Raw genomic sequence first — 19140 nt, forward strand, 5'->3', positions numbered from 1 at the left:
AGAGCAGATGAACGCCTTCGAACCTGGTCATGTCGGACTCAATGTCACCGACCTCGCCCGCTCGACTGCCTTCTACCGCAAAGTATTCGGGTTCGACGTGCTCGGTGAACACGCCGAAGGTGACCGGCGGTTCGCGTTCCTCGGACTTGGGGGCACCCTGATGGTGACGTTGTGGCAGCAAAGCTCCGGCACGTTCGAGACCGGCCGGCCCGGCCTGCATCACTTGGCGTTTCAGGTCTCCGACATCGATGCGGTCCGCCGCGCCGAGGCAATCGTGCGCGACCTGGGCGCAAAGCTGTTTCACGACGGCGTCGTCCCGCACGGCGAAGGTGCGTCGTCAGGTGGCATCTTCTTCAGCGACCCGGACGGGGTCCGTCTCGAGATCTATGCGCCCGTGGGTGCAGACGTTGCGTCCGCCCCCACAGCAGGCGCACCGACCTGCGGCTTCTTCTGATGGAGCATCCCGGCGAACTGGCCGTTCAAGCGCGCACGGGCGTGCGCATCTCGCCATGGGGTTCCGCTCGGATGGACGGCGAGATCCCGCCCGTCGCGGCGGACTTTCTCGCGCAGCAAACGATGGTCGTGCTGGGCGCCGCCGCGCGCGACGGGTCCATGTGGGCGAGCTTGCTTGCCGGACCGGCGGGTTTCGTGACTGCCATCGACGACCGCACGGTGGCCATAGATCGACTGCCCGCCGAGACCGATCCGCTCGCCGGGCTGTTCGACAGCGAACACGACATCGGGATGATTGCGATCGACCTTGCCACACGGCGGCGGATGCGAATCAACGGCCTCGCGCACCGCTCGGACGATCGGTTGATCGTGCGCACCGAGCAGGTATATGCGAACTGTCCCAAGTACATTCAAATCCGCGAGCCCGCTGTGGAATTGCATGGCACGAGGCAGGCGCACCACGGCCCTGCCCTTACGAGCGTGCAACGCGAACTGATCGCAGCAGCGGATACGTTCTTCATCGCAACGCACGCCGACGGTGCCGGAGCCGACGTATCCCATCGGGGCGGTAACCCAGGATTCGTCTCTGTCGAAGGAGAGCGGCGTCTCTCGTGGCCGGACTATTCCGGCAATCTGATGTACATGACCCTCGGAAACCTCGAACTGGATCCGCACTGCGGGTTGCTCTTCGTCGACTGGGGCAATGGCTCCGCGCTGCATCTCACGGGCCGGGCATATGTCGACTGGGAACCCGATCGTGCAGCGAATGTGCCTGGGGCACAACGCATGGTCGACTTCGATGTGGAACAGGTATGGCAGGTCGACGGCGCTGTGCCCTGGCGTTGGGCGCTGCGCGACTACTCGCGATTCAACCCGTCTTAGCTACCGGGAAAGCCCGGGGGTAGCGGTTCGAAGGCCGCCTTGAACTTCGGGCCCGGTGGGAGACCGCGCAGAACCGCACTCGTCCACGCGACAGCAGGCGGCCATCCGGTGACCGCGTTGACGCCGTGCTCGGGCAGCGGCACCGTGTAGAAACGCAGATCAGCGCCCTGCGCCCAGTAGGCGTCCACAGTCGGGAGGACCGTAGACGGTGGAATCAGCTCGTCCCACACGCCGTGCCACCACAGGATCGGCGTATCGGGAATGTGTTTGCCGAGGCTGTTGTCCTCGAGAATCTGCATGATCTGCGGTGAATTCTCCAGTGACTTGCCTGGTAGGAAGTACTCGCTCATCGGGCGATAGGCGCCGGTCAGAGCCGCGGTATAGACGCAGCGACTCTGCAGGTCGGCGACGATCTGCTGGCCTTCGGGCGTCAATAATTCGTCGACGCGGAAGGCGTCCGGGTATTCCTTGGCAAACGACGCGAGGCCGAGCCACATCGTGAAGCTGCTGGTGCCCGTCAGTCCTGGTTGCGGCGTGGTCGCATATCGCGCGATCTCGACGAGGTTGCCGGGAGTGCCGCCGATGCTGGTGCCGAGGAGCGCGACGTCAGGCGCATAGGACTGGCGTAACTCAGCGGCACGCAGCGACGCGGAACCGCCGCCCGAATAGCCGTAGAGCGCGATTCCGGAATCGGTGAGGTGCAGCGACGTGTCGTTCTTCATGGCGCGAAGACTGTCGAGGACCATCTTGCCCTCGTCGTAGGTGTTGAAAGTGTTGAACTTACCGTCGAAGTCGGGGACGTTTATCGCGAATCCCTCCGCCAGCCAGAACTGCATCAGCGCGGCTTCCTTCATGGTTCCGACCTGCAGCGTATGCGACGGATTGCACGACGAATCGCTGGCATCGATCGCCTCCTGAAAGGAGAGCACCGGACGCGGACTGCCCTGCCACGGAATGCCGGGAATGATCACCGAGGTGGCGGTGACGATCGGATTGTCGTGTACGTCGTTGGTGCGGAACAGGATCTGCTTCGTGTAGACGGGAACCGGGATACCGAGCAGCCGAGTCTGGACCTCGCGGGTTCGCACGATGTCACCCGGCTGCAGCGCTGCCATATTTGGCGGGTCGTTGTACCAAGGGTCGGTGTCCGGCGGCAGGATCGGCAGGAGGTCGTACAGCTGCGGCTCCGTGGGCAACTGCGGAAGCTGATTCTGGTCTGGCGGGAACACCGGCGGAAAGGTGGGGTCGGCAGCAGCAGTGCCCATGCCGAGCACCGGCGCCAAACATATCGACACGGATAGCGCGGCTACGCGCATGCGCGCCCGTCGAACAGCGGTGTTCATGTTCAGTCACGCTGCCAGTACCGCGGCGCCATGTCATTGGGCAATCGTTCATGCCAGCGCGCGTGATCTGTGCACTTTTCCAAAGTGCAGGCGCTAGTGCGGCGACTGCGGGGTTGCACAGAACGCCAGTCCAACCGGATCGCGAAACACAGTGAAGGAGTGCGTGTCGTCGACGACGGGGGCACCGAGTGCTCTCATCCGTTCGGTTTCGGCCGCGACGTTGTCGGTGCCGAGGTCGAGGTGCGCACGCGTACTCGAACCGGCGTCGTCGTCTCCCAACCGCTGAACGAGGATCTGCAACGACTGCCGATTCGGCGGAATCAAATGGCTGAACTCGGGTGTCGTCGATGCCCGCGGCCGCCACTGTGTGGTCTGCTGCCAGAACCGCCACTCGACGTCGATCAGTGCCGCGGGAACGTCGATGCACACTTGCTTGATACGGCTGCGATGACCGCCCGCCCACTCGATCGGAGCCGGAAGCTGTTCGCCCCGAAACCTGCACAGGCAGAACGGAAGTCCGCCCGGAGAAGCCATTGTCTGCCAGTGTTCGTGACGTTCGCCCACGCTCGCGCCCAGTTCGGCGAGACGCGCGCACTCGGTATCGATGTCGTCGACTGCGAGATCGAAATGTACACGTGGTGGTCCGGCAATGCGCTGCACGTGAACGTACGAATCACCCTGTGCCGGTATCAAACTGATGAACTCCGGCAGGCCTTGCCAGGGCGTGCCGACCCGCCAGGACGTCACAGCGGACCAAAAAGTCAGCGCTGCAGCCGGTTCCGGCACATCGATGAAGACGTGTGTCCAGCGGATCGGGGAATCGCCGTTCATTCCGGCTCTCCCCACACCGACGCGAGCCAGATCGCCCGAGCGGCTGCCAGTAGTCGCGTGTCGAGTTCGGGTCGACTGCGACGGATGTCGTTGCGCAGGATCGAAATCATCATCCCGACCAATGTGTCGATCAGTGCGGGAACATCGTCGACGATCGGCTGGATGGCCCCGGTGTTGCGCACTCGTTCGGTGAATGCGGCTATGCGGGCGCTGAGATTGCTGACGAAGTCTGCCCACATTCCACTGAGTTGCGGGTCTGCGGACTGCATGCACGCATCGAGCAGAGCAGCGTTCTGTCGCCACACCTCGATGACGTTTCCGATCATCCGCTCGCTGAAGGCGGCGGGGGGTTCCTGGAAATCGAACGAATCGAGACCGGTGGTTCCGGCCTCGATGGCCGTCCACACCTGCTGCAAGGCCGCGGCGACGACCGTGTACTTCGAATCGAAGTAGAAGTAGAACGCCGGGCGGGTGACGCCGGCATGTTTGGCGATCTGCAGCACCGAAAGGTTTGCGATCGGCACAGTTTCGAGCAATTCGACGACCGAGGCGATGATCAGCGCACGCTGCTGGTCGCCCCGACTGGGTGGCCTGCGATCACCCACCAGTGCCCGTTCTGTTGTGTCAGGCATAGGCGGAGCCTACCTCGACTCTTGACGAACCGTCAGCGATGCTGACACTATGTCAGTCAAGCTGACACTCTGTCAGGTAGCCACGAGGTATCGGGTCGACATGCACGTACATGACCAGGCCGGATCGGCGGCCGCTTCCCTGCTGATCGCAGCACTTGTTGTCTGTGTGCTGATAAGCCTGGTCCGACTGTTCGCAAATGAGGGATCGACCTATTCCGACGTCGCGCACCTGCTGATGAACGGCGCGATGCTCGGCATGGCATCCGATACCGCAATGGCGCTGGGGCAATGGTGGCTGGCCGTCACAGGTGCGATCGCCGCGGTGCTGATCGTCGAAATGGCGCGAAATTTCCGGACACCGCAAGTTGTGCATGTGATCTCGGCTCTGATCATGGTCGTCGCAACCCACATGATGCTGGCCGGAAGAATCGGTGGCCCGGTGGCCTTCACGCTCGGAGCAGTTGTGCTCGCCGACGTGGTTGTGACGGCGATTCTGCTCTCGGTCGGCAACCGAGTTCCCGGTAGCGCCGGCGCCACGATCCCGCACCTTGGTATGGGCGTCGGGATGCTGTGGATGTTGAGCGGGGCGTGAGGCGATGGGCTGCTGCATTGCCGTTGCGTATCTGATCGCACTCATCCGGCGGGGATTTCGGTACGCGACGCGACGCCCGACCGAAATCGCGATCGACTTTCCGCCGCCGGCGGTTCGTAGCGCGCCAGAACTCGTCAAAGAACACCACGCACTAGAACGGAGTGTCGAATGACCAGTGCATCGACGTTGTTTCGGGAACAGGGCACGCGGCGGCTGATCCTGTCGCTGCCCGCCGACCCGAAGCGCACCGGCCGTGAATCTCGACGGCGGATGCTGCGTGCACTCGCTGTTTGGGGGGTCCTGTGGATCGTCGGATTCTGGACGGTCTCGGCCGGCGCGCCAGAAGGTCTGACCGCGGTCGCGGTCGGAATCGCGGTACCTGCAGGCGGCCTTATGGTTTCGGCGCATTGGGCACTCGCGCTCGGCGGCGTGGCAGTATTCGTTGTCGCCGTCTTCATCTGGTGGGCTGCGGGACCGGTGATCCTGCCGCCGCTGGTGTGGCTCGGGTTGGCGGTCCTGCCGCTCGCCGTAGGCACCGCCGAAATGTCCGTGGTGGGGGCAGTCGTCGCGTTGGCCCTACCCCTCGTGGCGATCGCGGTTGGTTCGGTTGTGCAGGAGGTCAGGTTTCGCCGTCAGGTACAGCGCGGACGCCATATAAACCACGGTCTGGCGCAGCAGATTTTCACCGTCACCGGTCCGCCCACCACGCCGGAGGTCCGTGAGTCGTCGGAGGAAGATCTCGCATCGCTGCGATACGCGCTCGACCTCGCCTTGCAGCCGATCGATCGGTTCGACGGGTTCACCAAGATCGATCAGTTCCGCGAGGCCGCACTTCGGTATCAGCTCAATTCGCTGGGCTATGCGCTCTCGACCGCGCAGTACACCCGCACTCCGGCATTCACCGGGTATCTCGCAGAGGCGCAACGCAATACGATCCACAAGATGCTCGACAAGCGGGTCTGGGGCTATTGGGCAATCGAGAACCTGTGGGGCAACCTGCGCTGGAACCCGGATCCCATCGAACGCGAAAACATCATGCTCACAGGCTTTTTCGGGTTGCAGATCGGGATGTACGAGACGCTCAACGACGACCGGTTCTCGGCGGACGGCGCACTTACCTTCCGGTGGAACGAAGACCGGGTCTATCCGAACAACTTCACCTCGCTCGCCCAATCCATACACCGAAACATGCTCGGCTCGGATTACACGCTCTTTCCATGCGAGCCGAATTGGACCTACACGGTCTGCAATACCTTCGGCCTCAACACTCTGATCACCCATGATCGGCTTCACGGAACGACGTTCGCGACCGACGTCCTCGATCGTCTGCACCACGCCTATGAAACAGAGTTTCTCCGACCCGACGGTCGTATCGTCGGAGTTCGGTGCGAGCGCCTCGGTCTCTCGTGGAATCTGTGGGCGGGTCCGGCGATCCAGCTCACGACCGCCTTCTGGTTGCATGCCGGACTGCCGGACCTTGCGCAGCGGACGTGGTGGATCGTGCGCGATCAAGAAATGCGGCAGGAGGGCGACCGGGTCACGTTTCCGCCACGTGTGACGAGTCGGCTCGATCCTGGGAACTACCGTCTCGGCAACGACGCATACGGCCAAGCGATGATTGCGATGGCAGCACGTGAAATGGGCGACGAGAAAACAGCTTTCGCAGCAACCGCGGGACTTGAAGAAAGTGGCGACGCTGTTACGCGTGACGGTGTCCGTCGTTACGCGGCATTGTCCGGACTCGGCAACCTGTACGCATTACAAAGCCGATTCAACCGTGCGAGCGGCCTACGTGACCTCGTGACCTATGGCGTACCCGACGAGTGGCGGAAGGGGCCGGTGCTGGCCGAAGCCGCGTATCCCGACGTACTTGTGGCGCGCGCCGTCAGCGACGGTACCGGTCTCGACCTCGTCCTCCGGCCTGGGAACGGCCCCCGGCGTACCACGTTGCGCATCGATCGGCTTGTCCCCCAACGTGAGTACGTGGTCACAGGGGCACGCAGTCACAGCCTCACAGCATCGGTGGACGGCCAGGCCGTCATCGAGATCGATCTCGGCGGCCGTCACGAGGTCCGCATCGCTCCGCGCTGACGGGACAGTCAGTCCTGCCTCGGCCAGGGATTGTCTTCGAGCGACTCGATCGACTGATTGAACTTCGCGATCATCGCGTGCAGTTGTGCGACCTCGGTTTCGGACCAGTCCGCGACCACTTTGCCGACGTTCTCTCGCCCCGTGTCGCGATCGGCACGAACCATCCGGCGGCCCTGCTCGGTTGCGCGAATCTTGCGCGCGACACCGCCCTCGGGATCGGGGACGCGCTCGACCAGTCCGGTGCGGCGCATCGCGGCGACCTGGCGATTGAGGGTCGACACGTCGAGCCGAAACGCTTCGGACAGCTCCTTCAAGCTGAGGGCATCGTGTTCGCCCAGCCGGACCAGGATGAGATAGGCGGACCGGTCGAGTTTCTGCCCGCCGCGGTGTGCGAGCGCGGACAGGTAGTGCCGTGATAGCAGGGCCAGCTCGTACTCGAGTCCCGTCAGCTGTTTGGTGCTGGGCGCGAGGCTTTCTGTCGACTTCATCACCCGCCATTATGCATCATGCACATGATGTGTATCCTACACATCGTGACTTCTGTCGATACCGATGCGCTGCCCGATACGCCGGCGACCGCACCCCGTCCCGCCGCCGTGCTCGTCGCTGTCCTGGCCGGCTGCGGAATCGTCGTCTCGCTCATGCAGACGTTGGTCATCCCGATCGTCCCGTCGCTGCCGCTCTTCTTGAGCACGACGCCGGCCGATGCGTCCTGGGTCATCACGGCGACCCTGCTCGCCGGCGCGGTTGCGACCCCGATCAGCGGCCGCCTCGGTGACATGTTCGGTAAACGGCGGATTCTGCTCGCAAGCCTCGGGATGCTGATCCTGGGTTCGCTTGTGTGCGCATCCTTTTCGTCGCTCGTGCCGATGATCGTCGGCCGCGCCCTGCAAGGCCTCGCAGTCGGCGCGATCCCCCTCGGAATCAGCATCCTGCGCGACGAATTGCCGGCCGAGAAGGTAGGTTCGGCGATCGCGATGATGAGCGCCACGCTCGGCGTGGGCGGAGCGATCGGCCTGCCGTTCGCTGCGGTGATCGCGCAGAACGCCGACTGGCACGTGCTCTTCTGGATCTCGGCCGCGCTCGGTGCGGTCCTCGCCGCGGTCGTATTCGTGCTGGTCCCCGAATCGCCGGTACGCACTCCCGGTCGCTTCGACTTTCTCGGCGCAATCGGCCTGTCGATCGCGTTGACCTCGCTACTGCTCGCGATCAGCAAGGGCAGCACCTGGGGTTGGTCCAGCGCGTCGATCCTGGGCTTGTTCGCTACGGCCATCGTCGTACTGCTCGTGTGGGGTGCCTGGGAGCTACGCACTCGGTCGCCGTTGGTCGACCTAGCCGTGTCGGCCCGGCCGCGCGTGCTGCTCACCAACCTCGCGTCCATTGCCGTCGGTTTCGCGATGTACGGCATGTCGCTCGTGATGCCGCAGCTGCTGCAGGCACCGACAGCAACTGGCTACGGGCTCGGCCAGTCGATGGTGGCCGCGGGACTCGTCCTCGCACCCGGCGGGCTGATGATGATGCTGCTCTCGCCCGTGTCCGCACGACTGACGGCGGCTCGGGGACCGAAGGTGACCTTGATGGTCGGTTGCGGCGTAATCGCCACCGGATACGTCAGCGCATTCTTGATGATGAACAACCGCTGGGAAGTCATGGCCGCATCGATGATCATCGCCGGCGGTATCGGTATTGCCTATGCTGCGATGCCTGCGTTGATCATGGGTGGTGTGCCGCTCAGCGAAACCGCTGCCGCGAACGGCCTCAACGCACTTATGCGCTCGATCGGCACATCGACATCCGCCGCAGTCATGAGCGTGGTGCTCGCGCACATGACGATGTCGCTCGGTGGACACCAACTGCCAACGCGGGACGCCTTCCACACCGCCTTCGGCATTTCGATCGTCGCCGCGTTGGCAGCGATCGCATTGACCGCGTGCATTCCGATGGGTGCCAAAACCGTCACAGCTCCTCGAGCCTGATCAGCCCGTCCTGCAGCGCCCGGGCGACGAGCGCGGCCTTGGTCGGAGCAGGGCGTCCGACGGCTTGGTACTTCTCGCGGATACGGGTCAGGTGCGTATTCACCGTCCCCATCGTGATGAACAGATCGGAGCATGCGGCCGACTTCGAGTCGCACGTGATCCAGCGCAGCATGACCTGAACTTCACGGGCGCTCAGTTTGGGGTCAGGTCGGGTCGGTGAAAGTGGTGCGGATGCGTTGTGCATTGTTGTCCTCGCTTTGGGTTGTGCCAGAACCGATGTCGAACCCCGACTGATCTCCGACGTCGAGAACGCTATTCCGCTGTGGCGGGCGCCGCGAGATCCGAATTGCGCGATCCGAATTGTGTGATCCCAGAACTGGGGTCACAGGTTCTCGATCTAGCGGCGCGGCCTGCGATCCGGTCTCATGAGGAGTACGGAAATACGGTGACCGCCGACTCAGGGGATGGCTCTCGTGGTTAAGGATTTGCGATGCAACGGCTCAGCCCGATCGTCAAAGACGCGCACGACGATGTGTCGGCCGCATTGCGCAGCGCCAGGCAGGCCGGCGGAGAGGTTCGCATCGCCGCGGCAAGGTATGCGCTGCAACGACTCGATCGAGCCCTGGAACTCTGCCGGATCGATCGCGAACGTCATTCCACCGATCGACAGCAGCAGGCGGGCAGTTGGGGGAGACTTGATCGGCGGGCAGGGTGCAGTCGTGGGGAATGAGGTGACACAGTTGGTGATGGAACGATCCCACCGACCCTCGGGCGTACTTCGGATCGGGATCGTCGAAGACCACGAGAGCCAGGTGTACGGAGTCAAAGCGATTCTCGCCGAGACCGACGATCTGGTGCTCGTCGCCAACGGTGCGACTGTCGCCGAGTTGCTCGCCATCACAAGCGATCTCGATCTTGTTGTGCTCGACCTCCGGCTTGCTGACGGGTCGACGCCGAAGTCCAACGTCGAACAACTGCGCGCCGCGGGCCTCGAAGCGCTCGTCGTGACATCCGCTGAGGAGCCTTATCTGGTGCAGTCGGCGGCGCAGGCCGCCGTACTCGGCGTCGTCCGAAAATCTGCCCGTGCGGAGGAACTTGTCACCGCGATACGCGCCGCGGCGCAAGGCCAGCAGGTGACAACCATGGACTGGGCCGCCGCTATCGATCTCGACGACACTTTCGTCGTCAAGCTCAGCCCCCGCCAGCAACAGGTGCTGAGCCTCTACGCGATGGGTGAATCCGCTGCCCGCGTCGCCTCGCAAACCGGTCTGGCGGCGGACACGGTGAACCTGTATCTATCCAGGATTCGCCAGAAGTATGCCGAGGCCGGTCACCCGGCGCCGACCAAAGCCGACCTGGTCCGGCATGCCATAGCGACCGGTGTCGCCCCGACTCCCCGGGGCCTCTGGCGCAAGAAGAAATGACCGTGGCACTCGTGCCGACCGGTCTCTGGCTCCTGATCCCCGCCGCCGCAATCGGCTCTCTTGTCGCGTTCGGACTGCGGCGCAGAGCTGCACGCCAGGTTGCCGACGAGGTCGTGGCCGCCGCAACGTTGGAAGAACGGGACCAGCAGCTGAACGTCCTCGCCCAGCTGGCGCGCCCGCTGCTGGAACGGGTCGCCGAGGAAACGCCGTTGACGGCCGATGAGGAACTCTCGTGCGAACTCCTGGAAGCGCATTTGCGAGACCGGCTGCGTGCCCCGGCGCTGATCGATCCGGCTATCACCGACCTCGTACGGGCCGCGCGAATTCGGGGCGTCGACGTCGACTTGATCGACGACCACGGCATGGACGGCGTCGAAGAGCAAGTTCGCGAGGTCATTCGGGCCGCCGTCGGCGATGCGTTGCGAACGACAACCAGTGGCGCGGTGCGGATTCGAATACTGCCGCCTGGCCGCCCGACAGTGGCCTCGATACTCGTGCGCTGCGACGACGACGTGCGACGCGTGGACTACGACCACGCGGGAAATTCGTCGTAATTACGGGTTCGGATAGTTCCATTTCGTCGTGCCCGGCGGCGCCAGATAGGTCTGGATGACATCCATCCCCGCGACGACGATCGTCGGACCACCGGCGATCACCATGCCGAGCATGCCACCCAGCCATGCACCCGTCGCGCAGGCGCCGAGCCAGCCGATGAGCGTCACCACGAGCGGGATGCCGATGATGCAGCCCGCGACGAGTCCGAGCGCGGTACCGATAACTGTGCCTATCGCTGTGGCTTCGTCGAATTCCGTCACGAACGCGTCCTGCGAGCGCTGATTTTCGAGCAGCGAGGCAACGGGCTGCGCTAGCATCCGTGCGTCGATCGGTCCGATATCGGGCGTCAGCGAAAGGGTCTGACCGCCATTGCTCACATCGTGCAGGTACGGGAACGGTAGGCCCGCAACGGAAAACGACAGCGGCAAGTTGACCACGCTGTTGCCGGCCGGATCGAGAAGGTCGATGGTTTTGCCGTCCGGCCTAACCTGGAACGCACCAGCATCGATCGTTGTGACGATCGTGCGATCGACGATGGACGTTTCGAAATTGATCACGTCGGGAGCGCTGGCTCCCGGATTCGCATACGCCGTTCCGGATGCGATCCCCATAGCCCCAACCACCATCGCAGTCATTGCGACGGTCTTGCCCAACCTCATGACACAGCCCGCTTCCTCCTAGGTCCACGTACTCAGACCTCGAAGTCGTCGCCCCCCACTACAACTCCCAGCTGCAGATCACTACCGCCTTTCAGCGTGGGGCCGAGACGCGAACAGACAGGAACGAGGCTAGTCCCCACATGGGCGAGTCGCGTGATCTTCGTCGAGAAGATGACAAAAGACCCTTTCGGGATTCAGCGGACAGCGGCAGGTAGCGGTAGCGGCTGGCCGGCTATACACGGCTGCGGCTGCGGTTCGTTGTACAGAAAGTTCAGCGCACCCCTGATCGGTCCGAAGATGGCTGTTCCGAGGCTTTGCCGAGTCGGGATGTTCATGCAGTAGCTCGGCCCGGCGGGTCCGTCGGGCGAGTATTCGGCAGCGACCGATTCGGACAAACCCGATGTGGGCGTTGTGACACGGACGCACGCCGAAACATCGTGCTGGATATTGCAATCGAACCAGTCGACGGCGTAATCCGACGACGTCTTCCGACCCTCGAGGGTTTCCGGGTAGATGAAATCGAGGTTCTGCATGTCGAAGTGGCTCGCGCCTCGCAGCGTCAGGAACTGCATCGGAGCATTGCCGGTTCCGTGGTCGCGCACCCAGTCGTACCAGGACTTACTGCCCAGCGGACCGTCGGTCGGGTCATAGATGTCGTTGATGGGGAAGACGCCGCCGCTCGTCATGCCGGGGATGTCGAGATCGGCGGTGATCACCTGCGTCGGCACAGCGCCGTTGGTGGGCTCGAGCCCCGACATGAGCACTGCCGCTGCAGGTTTCGGTAGCGGGCGTCCGTCCAAGCCCTGACCTCGGCCGACGTCCCACAGATAGTGGCTGGTCGCGACCGATCCCATGGAATGGCCCCACACGCCGATGCGGTCGACGTCGACCAGGTCGAGAACGGGATTCCGGAGGTTCGTACCTGCCGGCGCGTACGCGGGGTTGTACCGCTCGCCGATCCGCGGAAAGCGCAACGTATTCCAGAGACTGTTGATGCTCGATCCGTCGGGAAGTTCGCTGTACAGATCTACCGACGGGAGGACGTCGTCGCCAACCACCCAATGCATCACGTCGTCGATGTCACGGCACGGACCGGACGCGAAGCAGTGCGGCACGTTGTAGGGGACGACGAGGTCCAGCGCTGTTCCATCGCTGCCGCCCTGACCCGCTTCGTCGTACGTGAGGCCGATGTAGCCGCGGCGCACTGCCGACATTGTGTACAGGTAGTACGACGACTGGATCGAGCCGACACCGTTAGTGAAGACGGTCATCGGGAATTTCTGCGTGGTGCCGGGTTCCAGAGCAGCCTCGGGCAACCAGAGGGTCGCTGCGAGACGCATCCCGCGAGAGTTGACGATCTGGATCTTCCGGGCCTCGCCCAGTTTGAAGTCGGCACCGGGTGCATCGCCGGGAACGCAAGCGCCGCTCCGGGTTTCGAACGTCACCCGCCCATCGGCCGCTGTGCACGGGTAGCGGAACTTGGCGGTGAGGCCCACGTTGCCGGCCGCTGAGACGTCCAGCGAGTCGCTGTCGAGTGCGCTGTCGGCCGCCGTGCCGAAACGGCCGTTGTTGCTCCAGTTCGGCATGTAGTCAGGGTTGCCCGGCACAAACGATGCGCCGAGCAGGGTGGGATTGAGGTGGGTGAGGTCGTCGATCAGCTTCTGCACGCTGTCGCGAAGCCGCAGTTGGCCCTCTGGTCCTTGATACTGCGCGGGGTCGATCATGTTCTGAATGCTTTCGCCCGCGCGGCCGGGCAGGCTCAGCACGTGTTCGGCCCAGAACTGCAGGGCCGCGGGCGTGAAGTCCCGCTGGTATCCCTCCAGCAGCATCAACGCGTTGAACAGCATGTACAGCGGGTCTATCTGCGCCGCTGTCGTCGGTGTATCCGCAACCGGCGGAGGCGGTGGCTCACCGACAGCTGTCGAGCCTCCCGCCAGAACAAGGAGGACGGTGCCACAGCACGCTGCGATCCCTCGGGCACACACACTAAGCGGACGAAGCATCAGTGCTCCTCATGCCGCATCGACGCGTAGCGGCACGTCAACTATGCCCGCCGTCGCGATGTTGTCAATACGTTATGAGGAACCAGCTCGCGTCAGGTTGGGCGTCGGCAACGGTTGCGCCGCAGGTCACACAGGTGGCCTGTCAGCCGTCCAGGAACCAGCCCTCCCGAAGTCCCGGCGCCAGGCCGGGCTCGATATAGAACTCGGTACCGAACGCCACAGCGAACATTTCGGGCGGCATCGCCATGAACATGCCGATATCGGTGACCTGGCTGGCGTGCGCCTGCATCGCTGCGCGCCGCTGCGCGATGAAATCGGAAACATCTACCTGCCAATGAATCTCGGCCTCCGGTGTACCGATCGGGTTACCGTCGTCCATCGGCCCGTTGGGGTCGAAATCGACCTCTTCGCCCGCTGCCAGAGCGAGTTCGTGCCAAACCTGCAGGCGGTCGCGATTCATGGTTGTCTCGAGAACGCGTGGCCGTCGGGCGGCGAGGTCGGCTGCTCGATGCACGACGTGGTGCACCTTGATGTGGTCGGGGTGGCCGTAGCCGCCGTGCCAGTCGTACCCGACCGCGATGTCGGCGTTCTCGTCGTCGAGAATCCGCACGAGTCGCAATGCGGCTTCGTCGAGGTCCGCCTGGTGGAAGGAGGCGGGGTCGCTGTTCTGTTCCCAGCCGGTCATTCCGGAATCGGCGTAGCCAAGCCACGCGACCCGCTGGGTGCCAGTTGCCGCAGCTGACGCCTCGGCCTCCTTGCGGCGGCGATCGAGGAGCGTCTCACCCGGCGCAAGATCTTCGGGCACCTCGCCGTGATCACCGTTTGTGGCGTACACGACGACGACCCGATGGCCTTCCTTGACGGCTCGGGCCATCGACCCCGAGGTCAGAGAACTCTCGTCGTCCGGGTGGGCATGGAGGAAGACCAGTGTGGACACACGTCCATCCTGCCCCACTGTGCAGACCTCGGCGGTAGCGTCTGCGTCGAATACAACGGACCCGCGACCATGAGGAGAACCCGTGACCGGCGCGCATCGGGGCCCGGGGTTCCGCGAAAGAGTCGACCGGGCGATCCGCCTGACCGAGCGGCTCAACGTGCTGCCCTACGACGATCAGGATGCGATTCGGGCAGCGTGGGCCGAGCTGACGGGTCGGGCCGCCGACGAGTCCTTCAGGCTCATACCGCCTGTGTATTCCGACCACGGGATCAACATCCGGATCGGCCGCAATGTCTTCATCAACCAGGGGTGCCACCTCAGCGACATCGGCGGAATCGACATCGGTGACGACGTGATGATCGGGCCCCGGGTAAATCTGATCACGTCCGGCCATCCAGTGGACCCGCAGTCGCGCCGCTCAGGAATCACCGCCGCCCCCATAAGAATCGAGCGAAACGTGTGGATCGGTGCGGCGGCAACGGTCCTGCAGGGCGTAACCATAGGGGAAGGTGCGGTGATAGGAGCAGGCGCCGTTGTCAGCCGCGATGTACCCCCGTCGACCCTCGCCCTCGGTGTGCCCGCGGAGGTTGTGCGAGAAATCGGACAGTGATAGTCAATCCGCGTCACCGATCGCACTTTGCCTTCGCTCCCTTTGGGTGTGACCAGTCGCGATGTAAAGTAAGCGGCGTAAACACTGCATGTTAGGTTGAACCCCATGTCCTCGAAGGCCTCGTACCATCACGGCGATCTCGCCACAGCCCTGGTGAACGCTGCGGTCGAACTTCTCGAAGAGGGCGGCGCTTCCGCACTGTCTCTTCGTGCTGCAGCGCGGCGTGCCGGCGTATCGACGGCCGCGCCCTACCGCCATTTTCCCGATCGCGGCGCACTGCTGTCGGCGGTTGCCGCGGTGGGCTACCGCGAACTGGGTGCCAGCCTGATGGCCGCGAACCCGACGCCCAGCACGGTTGACGACGTGGCCGACATTGCAATTGCCTACGTGCGCTTTGCGCTGGACCGGCCGGGGCTGTTTCGTGCCATGTTCACCGAGCAGTGCGACAAGGACAGTCCGGACCGGGTGGCCGCGGTCGCCATGATTCACGATTACCTCCACACCATCGTCAAGTCAGCCGTACCGTCGTCGGATCCTGACGCGATGGCGACGGCAATGTGGGGGCTGGTGCACGGTTTGGCGTTCTTGCATCTGGACGGCAAGTTGGACGCGTCTTCCGACGGCGAGGTGGCGGACCGGGTCCGTACTGTCGTCGCTGCGGTCCTCGCCAGGTGAAGCCTGCCGCCTCGCCGGGCTAGTGTTGACGCCGCTTACATTGCGTCCTAGTCTGGCGTGGCCGCCTACTTCAGAAGCGAGGACGCTTTCCCATGACCAAGCGAATTCTGCACGTCGTCACCAACGTCGCCCATTACGACGATCCGACCGAGCCGACCGGGCTGTGGCTGTCGGAGCTGACCCACGCGTTCCACGTCTTCGAGAAGGAGGGCTACGAGCAGCGGATCGTCAGTCCGAAGGGAGGATTGTCCCCGCTCGAGCCTCGCTCGCTGAAGTTCCCCAATTACGACAAGACCGCGAAAGCGTGGCGTGCCGACGATGCGCGCATGGAGTTGCTGGCGAATACGGCCGCGCCATCGGACATCGATTCGGGCGAGTTCGATGCGATCTACTTCACCGGCGGCCACGCCGTGATGTGGGACTTCCCCGATAGTGAAGGCCTGCAGCGGATTACGCGGGAGATCTGGGAACGCGGCGGCATCGTGTCGTCGGTGTGCCACGGCTACTGTGGCCTGCTCAATACGACGCTCTCCGACGGCTCGCTTCTGGTTGCCGGGCGCAAGGTGACGGGCTTCGCTTGGCAGGAGGAGGTCGTGGCGCGGGTCGACAAGCTGGTGCCCTACAACGCCGAGGAGGAAATGAAGAAGCGCGGTGCTCTGTACGAAAAGGGCCTGATTCCCTTCACTCCGCACGTTGTCGTCGACGGGCGCCTCGTGACCGGCCAGAACCCGCAATCGGCCAAAGCGACAGCGAAAAAGGTCGTCGCCGAGCTGTAGGCGCGAGCCGGCGATGGCGAGTGTTGACACCGCTTACATAAGCATCTAGCCTCAGTTGTGTAAGCACTGCAAACATTCAACCGAGGGAACCAGTCAGATGCCACCTTCATCCACCGCCGCCACCGCAGGACAGGAAACCGTCGAGGTCGAACTGGGCAGCCGTACTGTCGCCGTGCCGAAAGGCGGTCTGTACGACCGGTTTCGGATGAACACCGATCTGGACGTCGTCGAGCGCGACCCGCGTGTCAGCGGGGTGGACTTCTTTCGGGGGCTGTCCAAGACGAGGGTCGAATCGCCGATCGGACCGACGTTGACGCCGAACTTCTACTACGCCATCTCGACGGCTCGGCTTGTGATGCTGGCCCCGACCCGCGCGATTCGTGATCGCCTACCGAGGGAGTTGGCACCGCTCGAGGTCGCGCCAGGATTGGGTCTGGTGTCGGCGATGTTCTTCCGGTACGACGTGTGCGACATCGACTTCTACACCGAGGCGGCCATCGGTATCGCGGTACGACCAGCTCGGCACGGCGGCTTCGGACTCATCGATCTCGTATCGGCGCTGAAGAACGCTCACTTGCATTCCTATGTGCTGTCTTTGCCGGTCAATACCGAAATCGCTCAGGTCCGCGGACATGACGGGTACGGCTTTCCTAAGTGGGTTACCGAACTCGATGTCGACATCGACGCCGACCGGACCACAGCCAGGGTGGCAAACGACGCCGGTGATACCGACGTGGCGCTGTCGGTCGCGACTCCGGCACAGTCGTCATATTCGAGTGGGCAACGGGTCTCGTCACTCACGTCCTACACCACGGTCGACGGGAAGTGGCAGGAGACGCTGAGCCAAACCAATGCGCTCGCCAGCGGCACCAGCCTGTTCCCGCGCAAGGTCGACCTGCAACTCGGCAGCGGCCGAATGTCCGAAGACCTGCGGTCGCTGAAGCCGCTCCGGACCCTGCAACTCGACGTCGTCACCGAAGGACAGTTGGCGTTGCATATGCCCTTCCCCACCTCTGTCCCGAGCTAGACCCGCAAGCGATCGGCAGCCCAGGTCACCCCGCGCTGCCGGACCCCGGCCGATTTTCGGAGTACTTTGCCATGTCCACCGTTCAGACCATGCTGCCTGCGGCAGCTCATCCCGCATCGCTGACTCCCGCGTTCATCTCGCGGCTGACGGCCCTGGTCGCTGCGGCGCCGGATGCCGCCACGAGAACCACCGACGCGCCCTACACCGGCGCACCGCTCGCGGATCTGCCGATCTCGACCCCCGACGATGTCGAGGCGGCGTTCACCCGAGCGCGCCGAGCCCAGACCGCCTGGGCTGCAACGCCACTGCGGGAGCGCAAGCGGATCATGCTGCGGTTCCACGACCTCGTGCTCGATCGCCGGGACGAGGCGCTGGATCTGATGCAAGCCGAGAGCGGCAAGACCCGACGCGACGCGTTTCTCGAGATCACCGACATCGCGATCAACTCGCGCTACTACGCCCGGAGCGCGGCAAAAATCCTGGCGCCCAAGCGGCGTCGCGGCGCGATACCGCTGCTGACCCATACCACCGAACTGCACCACCCCAAGGGCGTGGTCGCGATAATTTCGCCCTGGAACTACCCACTGAGCATGGCCGCCGGTGACGCGATTCCCGCGCTGATGGCGGGTAACGCCGTCGTCCAGAAGCCCGACACGCAGACAGCACTCACAGCATTGTGGGCGCTCGATCTCATGCGGCAGGCCGGGCTACCGCCCGACATCTGGCAAATGGTGGTCGGTCGCGGCAGTTCCATCGGTGGCGCGCTGATGGACAACGCGAACTACATGATGTTCACGGGATCCACCGCCAGCGGACGGCAGATCGCCCGCGATGCCGGGGAACGTCTCATCGGTGCGTCGCTCGAACTCGGCGGCAAGAACGCCATGCTCGTTCTCGACGACGCCGACATCGACCGCGCGGCCACCGGCGCGATCACCGCATGCTTCCCCTCGACCGGACAACTCTGCGTCTCGATCGAGCGGATGTACGTCGCCGACCGGATCTACGACGAGTTCGTTGCCGAGTTCGCCGCTCGCACAAAGAAACTCCAGATCGGTGCCGCATACGACTACAGCATCGACGTCGGGTGTCTGACCAACCAGTCCCAACTCGAGACCGTGACCGCACACGTGGACGACGCGGTTGCCAAGGGTGCGACAGTCCTCGCCGGGGGCACGGCACGACCCGATCTGGGCCCGCTGTTCTACGAACCGACCATCCTTGCCGACGTCACGCCGGACATGACCTTGTTCGAGCACGAGACCTTCGGTCCGGTCGTCGCGATCTACCCGTTCGGCGACGTCGACGACGCCGTCGCGCGAGCCAACGCAACACCGTACGGTCTCAACGCCAGCGTCTGGACCCGCGACGGTGCCAAAGGTCGCGCGGTCGCGGCGCGTCTGCAGTCGGGAACCGTCAACGTCAACGAGGCGTTCGCCGCAGCTTGGGGGAGCGTCGACGCACCGATGGGTGGCATGGGTGACTCCGGACTCGGCCGCAGGCACGGGGCCGACGGAATCTTGAAGTACACCGAAGCACAAACCGTTGCCCAGCAACGCATCCAAGGATTCACTCCGCCGGCCGGCGTGTCTTACAAGACGTGGGCATCCGTGCTGGCGGGCTCCCAGCGACTGCTGAAAGGAATCGGCGCACGCTGACGCCATACACAACATG

General features: G+C 63.9%; 21 protein-coding genes. 13 read left to right on the top strand and 8 right to left on the bottom strand.

Translation table 11 applies throughout. The annotated features are described in order from the left end of the window. Nucleotides 1-7: 7 nt before the first annotated feature. Entirely contained in the window at nucleotides 8-454 is a 447-nt protein-coding gene (locus JGU72_RS23170) for a VOC family protein (protein WP_199686459.1), read from the top strand. Continuing rightward, nucleotides 454-1335: a pyridoxamine 5'-phosphate oxidase family protein gene (locus tag JGU72_RS23175; RefSeq protein ID WP_199686460.1), complete on the top strand. Its 882-nt coding sequence runs from the start codon at nucleotides 454-456 to the stop codon at nucleotides 1333-1335. Before JGU72_RS23170 ends, JGU72_RS23175 begins: the two co-directional genes overlap by 1 nt. Here JGU72_RS23175 and JGU72_RS23180 read toward each other — a convergent pair. The 3 genes from JGU72_RS23180 to JGU72_RS23190 all read right to left on the bottom strand — a co-directional run bounded on the left by JGU72_RS23180 (nucleotide 1332) and on the right by JGU72_RS23190 (nucleotide 4141). Continuing rightward, entirely contained in the window at nucleotides 1332-2678 is a 1347-nt protein-coding gene (locus JGU72_RS23180) for a lipase family protein (protein ID WP_374101149.1), read from the bottom strand. The two genes, JGU72_RS23175 and JGU72_RS23180, sit on opposite strands and share 4 nt — an antisense overlap. A 93-nt stretch (nucleotides 2679-2771) precedes the next feature. Beyond that, nucleotides 2772-3509 (bottom strand): VOC family protein, encoded by a 738-nt coding sequence (locus tag JGU72_RS23185; protein ID WP_199686461.1) that lies wholly within the window; start codon nucleotides 3507-3509, stop codon nucleotides 2772-2774. Beyond that, nucleotides 3506-4141, bottom strand: coding sequence for a TetR/AcrR family transcriptional regulator (locus tag JGU72_RS23190; RefSeq protein ID WP_199686462.1), 636 nt, complete (start codon nucleotides 4139-4141; stop codon nucleotides 3506-3508). Before JGU72_RS23190 ends, JGU72_RS23185 begins: the two co-directional genes overlap by 4 nt. A gap of 49 nt (nucleotides 4142-4190) precedes the next feature. Here JGU72_RS23190 and JGU72_RS23195 point away from each other — a divergent pair, with 49 nt between their 5' ends. After that, nucleotides 4191-4733: a hypothetical protein gene (locus JGU72_RS23195; protein ID WP_199686463.1), complete on the top strand. Its 543-nt coding sequence runs from the start codon at nucleotides 4191-4193 to the stop codon at nucleotides 4731-4733. 168 nt (nucleotides 4734-4901) lie between these two features. Then, a complete protein-coding gene (locus tag JGU72_RS23200) occupies nucleotides 4902-6824 on the top strand; it encodes a linalool dehydratase/isomerase domain-containing protein (RefSeq protein WP_199686464.1) in 1923 nt (640 codons plus the stop codon). A gap of 8 nt (nucleotides 6825-6832) precedes the next feature. On the opposite strand, the gene JGU72_RS23205 is transcribed toward JGU72_RS23200, so the two are convergent. Beyond that, nucleotides 6833-7312, bottom strand: coding sequence for a MarR family winged helix-turn-helix transcriptional regulator (locus JGU72_RS23205; protein ID WP_199686465.1), 480 nt, complete (start codon nucleotides 7310-7312; stop codon nucleotides 6833-6835). A gap of 27 nt (nucleotides 7313-7339) precedes the next feature. Between JGU72_RS23205 and JGU72_RS23210 the strand changes: the two genes are divergently transcribed. Beyond that, the gene (locus tag JGU72_RS23210; protein ID WP_199686466.1) at nucleotides 7340-8800 is read left to right on the top strand and encodes an MFS transporter; all 1461 of its coding nucleotides are present in this window, start codon (nucleotides 7340-7342) and stop codon (nucleotides 8798-8800) included. Here JGU72_RS23210 and JGU72_RS23215 read toward each other — a convergent pair. Next, a complete protein-coding gene (locus tag JGU72_RS23215; RefSeq protein WP_199686467.1) occupies nucleotides 8781-9044 on the bottom strand; it encodes a LuxR C-terminal-related transcriptional regulator in 264 nt (87 codons plus the stop codon). The genes JGU72_RS23210 and JGU72_RS23215 overlap by 20 nt on opposite strands. A 246-nt stretch (nucleotides 9045-9290) precedes the next feature. Between JGU72_RS23215 and JGU72_RS23220 the strand changes: the two genes are divergently transcribed. Genes JGU72_RS23220 through JGU72_RS23230 form a run of 3 tightly spaced genes read left to right on the top strand, consistent with a single transcriptional unit; the run spans nucleotide 9291 to nucleotide 10778 of the window. Further along, entirely contained in the window at nucleotides 9291-9530 is a 240-nt protein-coding gene (locus JGU72_RS23220; protein ID WP_199686468.1) for a hypothetical protein, read from the top strand. A 16-nt stretch (nucleotides 9531-9546) separates the two neighbouring features. After that, nucleotides 9547-10224 (top strand): LuxR C-terminal-related transcriptional regulator, encoded by a 678-nt coding sequence (locus JGU72_RS23225; protein ID WP_199686651.1) that lies wholly within the window; start codon nucleotides 9547-9549, stop codon nucleotides 10222-10224. Beyond that, nucleotides 10221-10778, top strand: coding sequence for a hypothetical protein (locus tag JGU72_RS23230; protein WP_199686469.1), 558 nt, complete (start codon nucleotides 10221-10223; stop codon nucleotides 10776-10778). Before JGU72_RS23225 ends, JGU72_RS23230 begins: the two co-directional genes overlap by 4 nt. Here JGU72_RS23230 and JGU72_RS23235 read toward each other — a convergent pair whose 3' ends face one another. From JGU72_RS23235 to JGU72_RS23245, 3 genes are all read right to left on the bottom strand, one after another. Beyond that, nucleotides 10779-11438 carry an ammonium transporter gene (locus tag JGU72_RS23235; RefSeq protein ID WP_199686470.1) on the bottom strand — a complete coding sequence of 220 codons (660 nt, stop codon included), beginning with the start codon at nucleotides 11436-11438 and terminating at the stop codon, nucleotides 10779-10781. Between the two features lie 194 nt (nucleotides 11439-11632). Then, complete coding sequence (locus JGU72_RS23240) at nucleotides 11633-13441, bottom strand: alpha/beta hydrolase family protein (RefSeq protein WP_199686471.1); 1809 nt, start codon at nucleotides 13439-13441, stop codon at nucleotides 11633-11635. Between the two features lie 142 nt (nucleotides 13442-13583). After that, on the bottom strand, nucleotides 13584-14378 hold the full coding sequence (locus tag JGU72_RS23245) for a PIG-L family deacetylase (RefSeq protein WP_199686472.1): 795 nt from the start codon (nucleotides 14376-14378) through the stop codon (nucleotides 13584-13586). 82 nt (nucleotides 14379-14460) lie between these two features. Here JGU72_RS23245 and JGU72_RS23250 point away from each other — a divergent pair, with 82 nt between their 5' ends. From JGU72_RS23250 to JGU72_RS23270, 5 genes are all read left to right on the top strand, one after another. Further along, nucleotides 14461-14988: a DapH/DapD/GlmU-related protein gene (locus JGU72_RS23250; protein WP_199686473.1), complete on the top strand. Its 528-nt coding sequence runs from the start codon at nucleotides 14461-14463 to the stop codon at nucleotides 14986-14988. A 105-nt stretch (nucleotides 14989-15093) separates the two neighbouring features. Further along, nucleotides 15094-15663: a TetR/AcrR family transcriptional regulator gene (locus JGU72_RS23255; RefSeq protein ID WP_199686474.1), complete on the top strand. Its 570-nt coding sequence runs from the start codon at nucleotides 15094-15096 to the stop codon at nucleotides 15661-15663. Between the two features lie 92 nt (nucleotides 15664-15755). Further along, nucleotides 15756-16439, top strand: coding sequence for a type 1 glutamine amidotransferase domain-containing protein (locus tag JGU72_RS23260; protein WP_199686475.1), 684 nt, complete (start codon nucleotides 15756-15758; stop codon nucleotides 16437-16439). A 97-nt stretch (nucleotides 16440-16536) separates the two neighbouring features. After that, nucleotides 16537-17466 carry an acetoacetate decarboxylase family protein gene (locus JGU72_RS23265; RefSeq protein ID WP_199686476.1) on the top strand — a complete coding sequence of 310 codons (930 nt, stop codon included), beginning with the start codon at nucleotides 16537-16539 and terminating at the stop codon, nucleotides 17464-17466. A gap of 71 nt (nucleotides 17467-17537) precedes the next feature. Further along, complete coding sequence (locus tag JGU72_RS23270; protein WP_199686477.1) at nucleotides 17538-19124, top strand: succinic semialdehyde dehydrogenase; 1587 nt, start codon at nucleotides 17538-17540, stop codon at nucleotides 19122-19124. Nucleotides 19125-19140 lie beyond the last annotated feature (16 nt).

Source organism: Antrihabitans auranticaus, from assembly GCF_016481275.1.
GTDB lineage: Bacteria > Actinomycetota > Actinomycetes > Mycobacteriales > Mycobacteriaceae > Antrihabitans.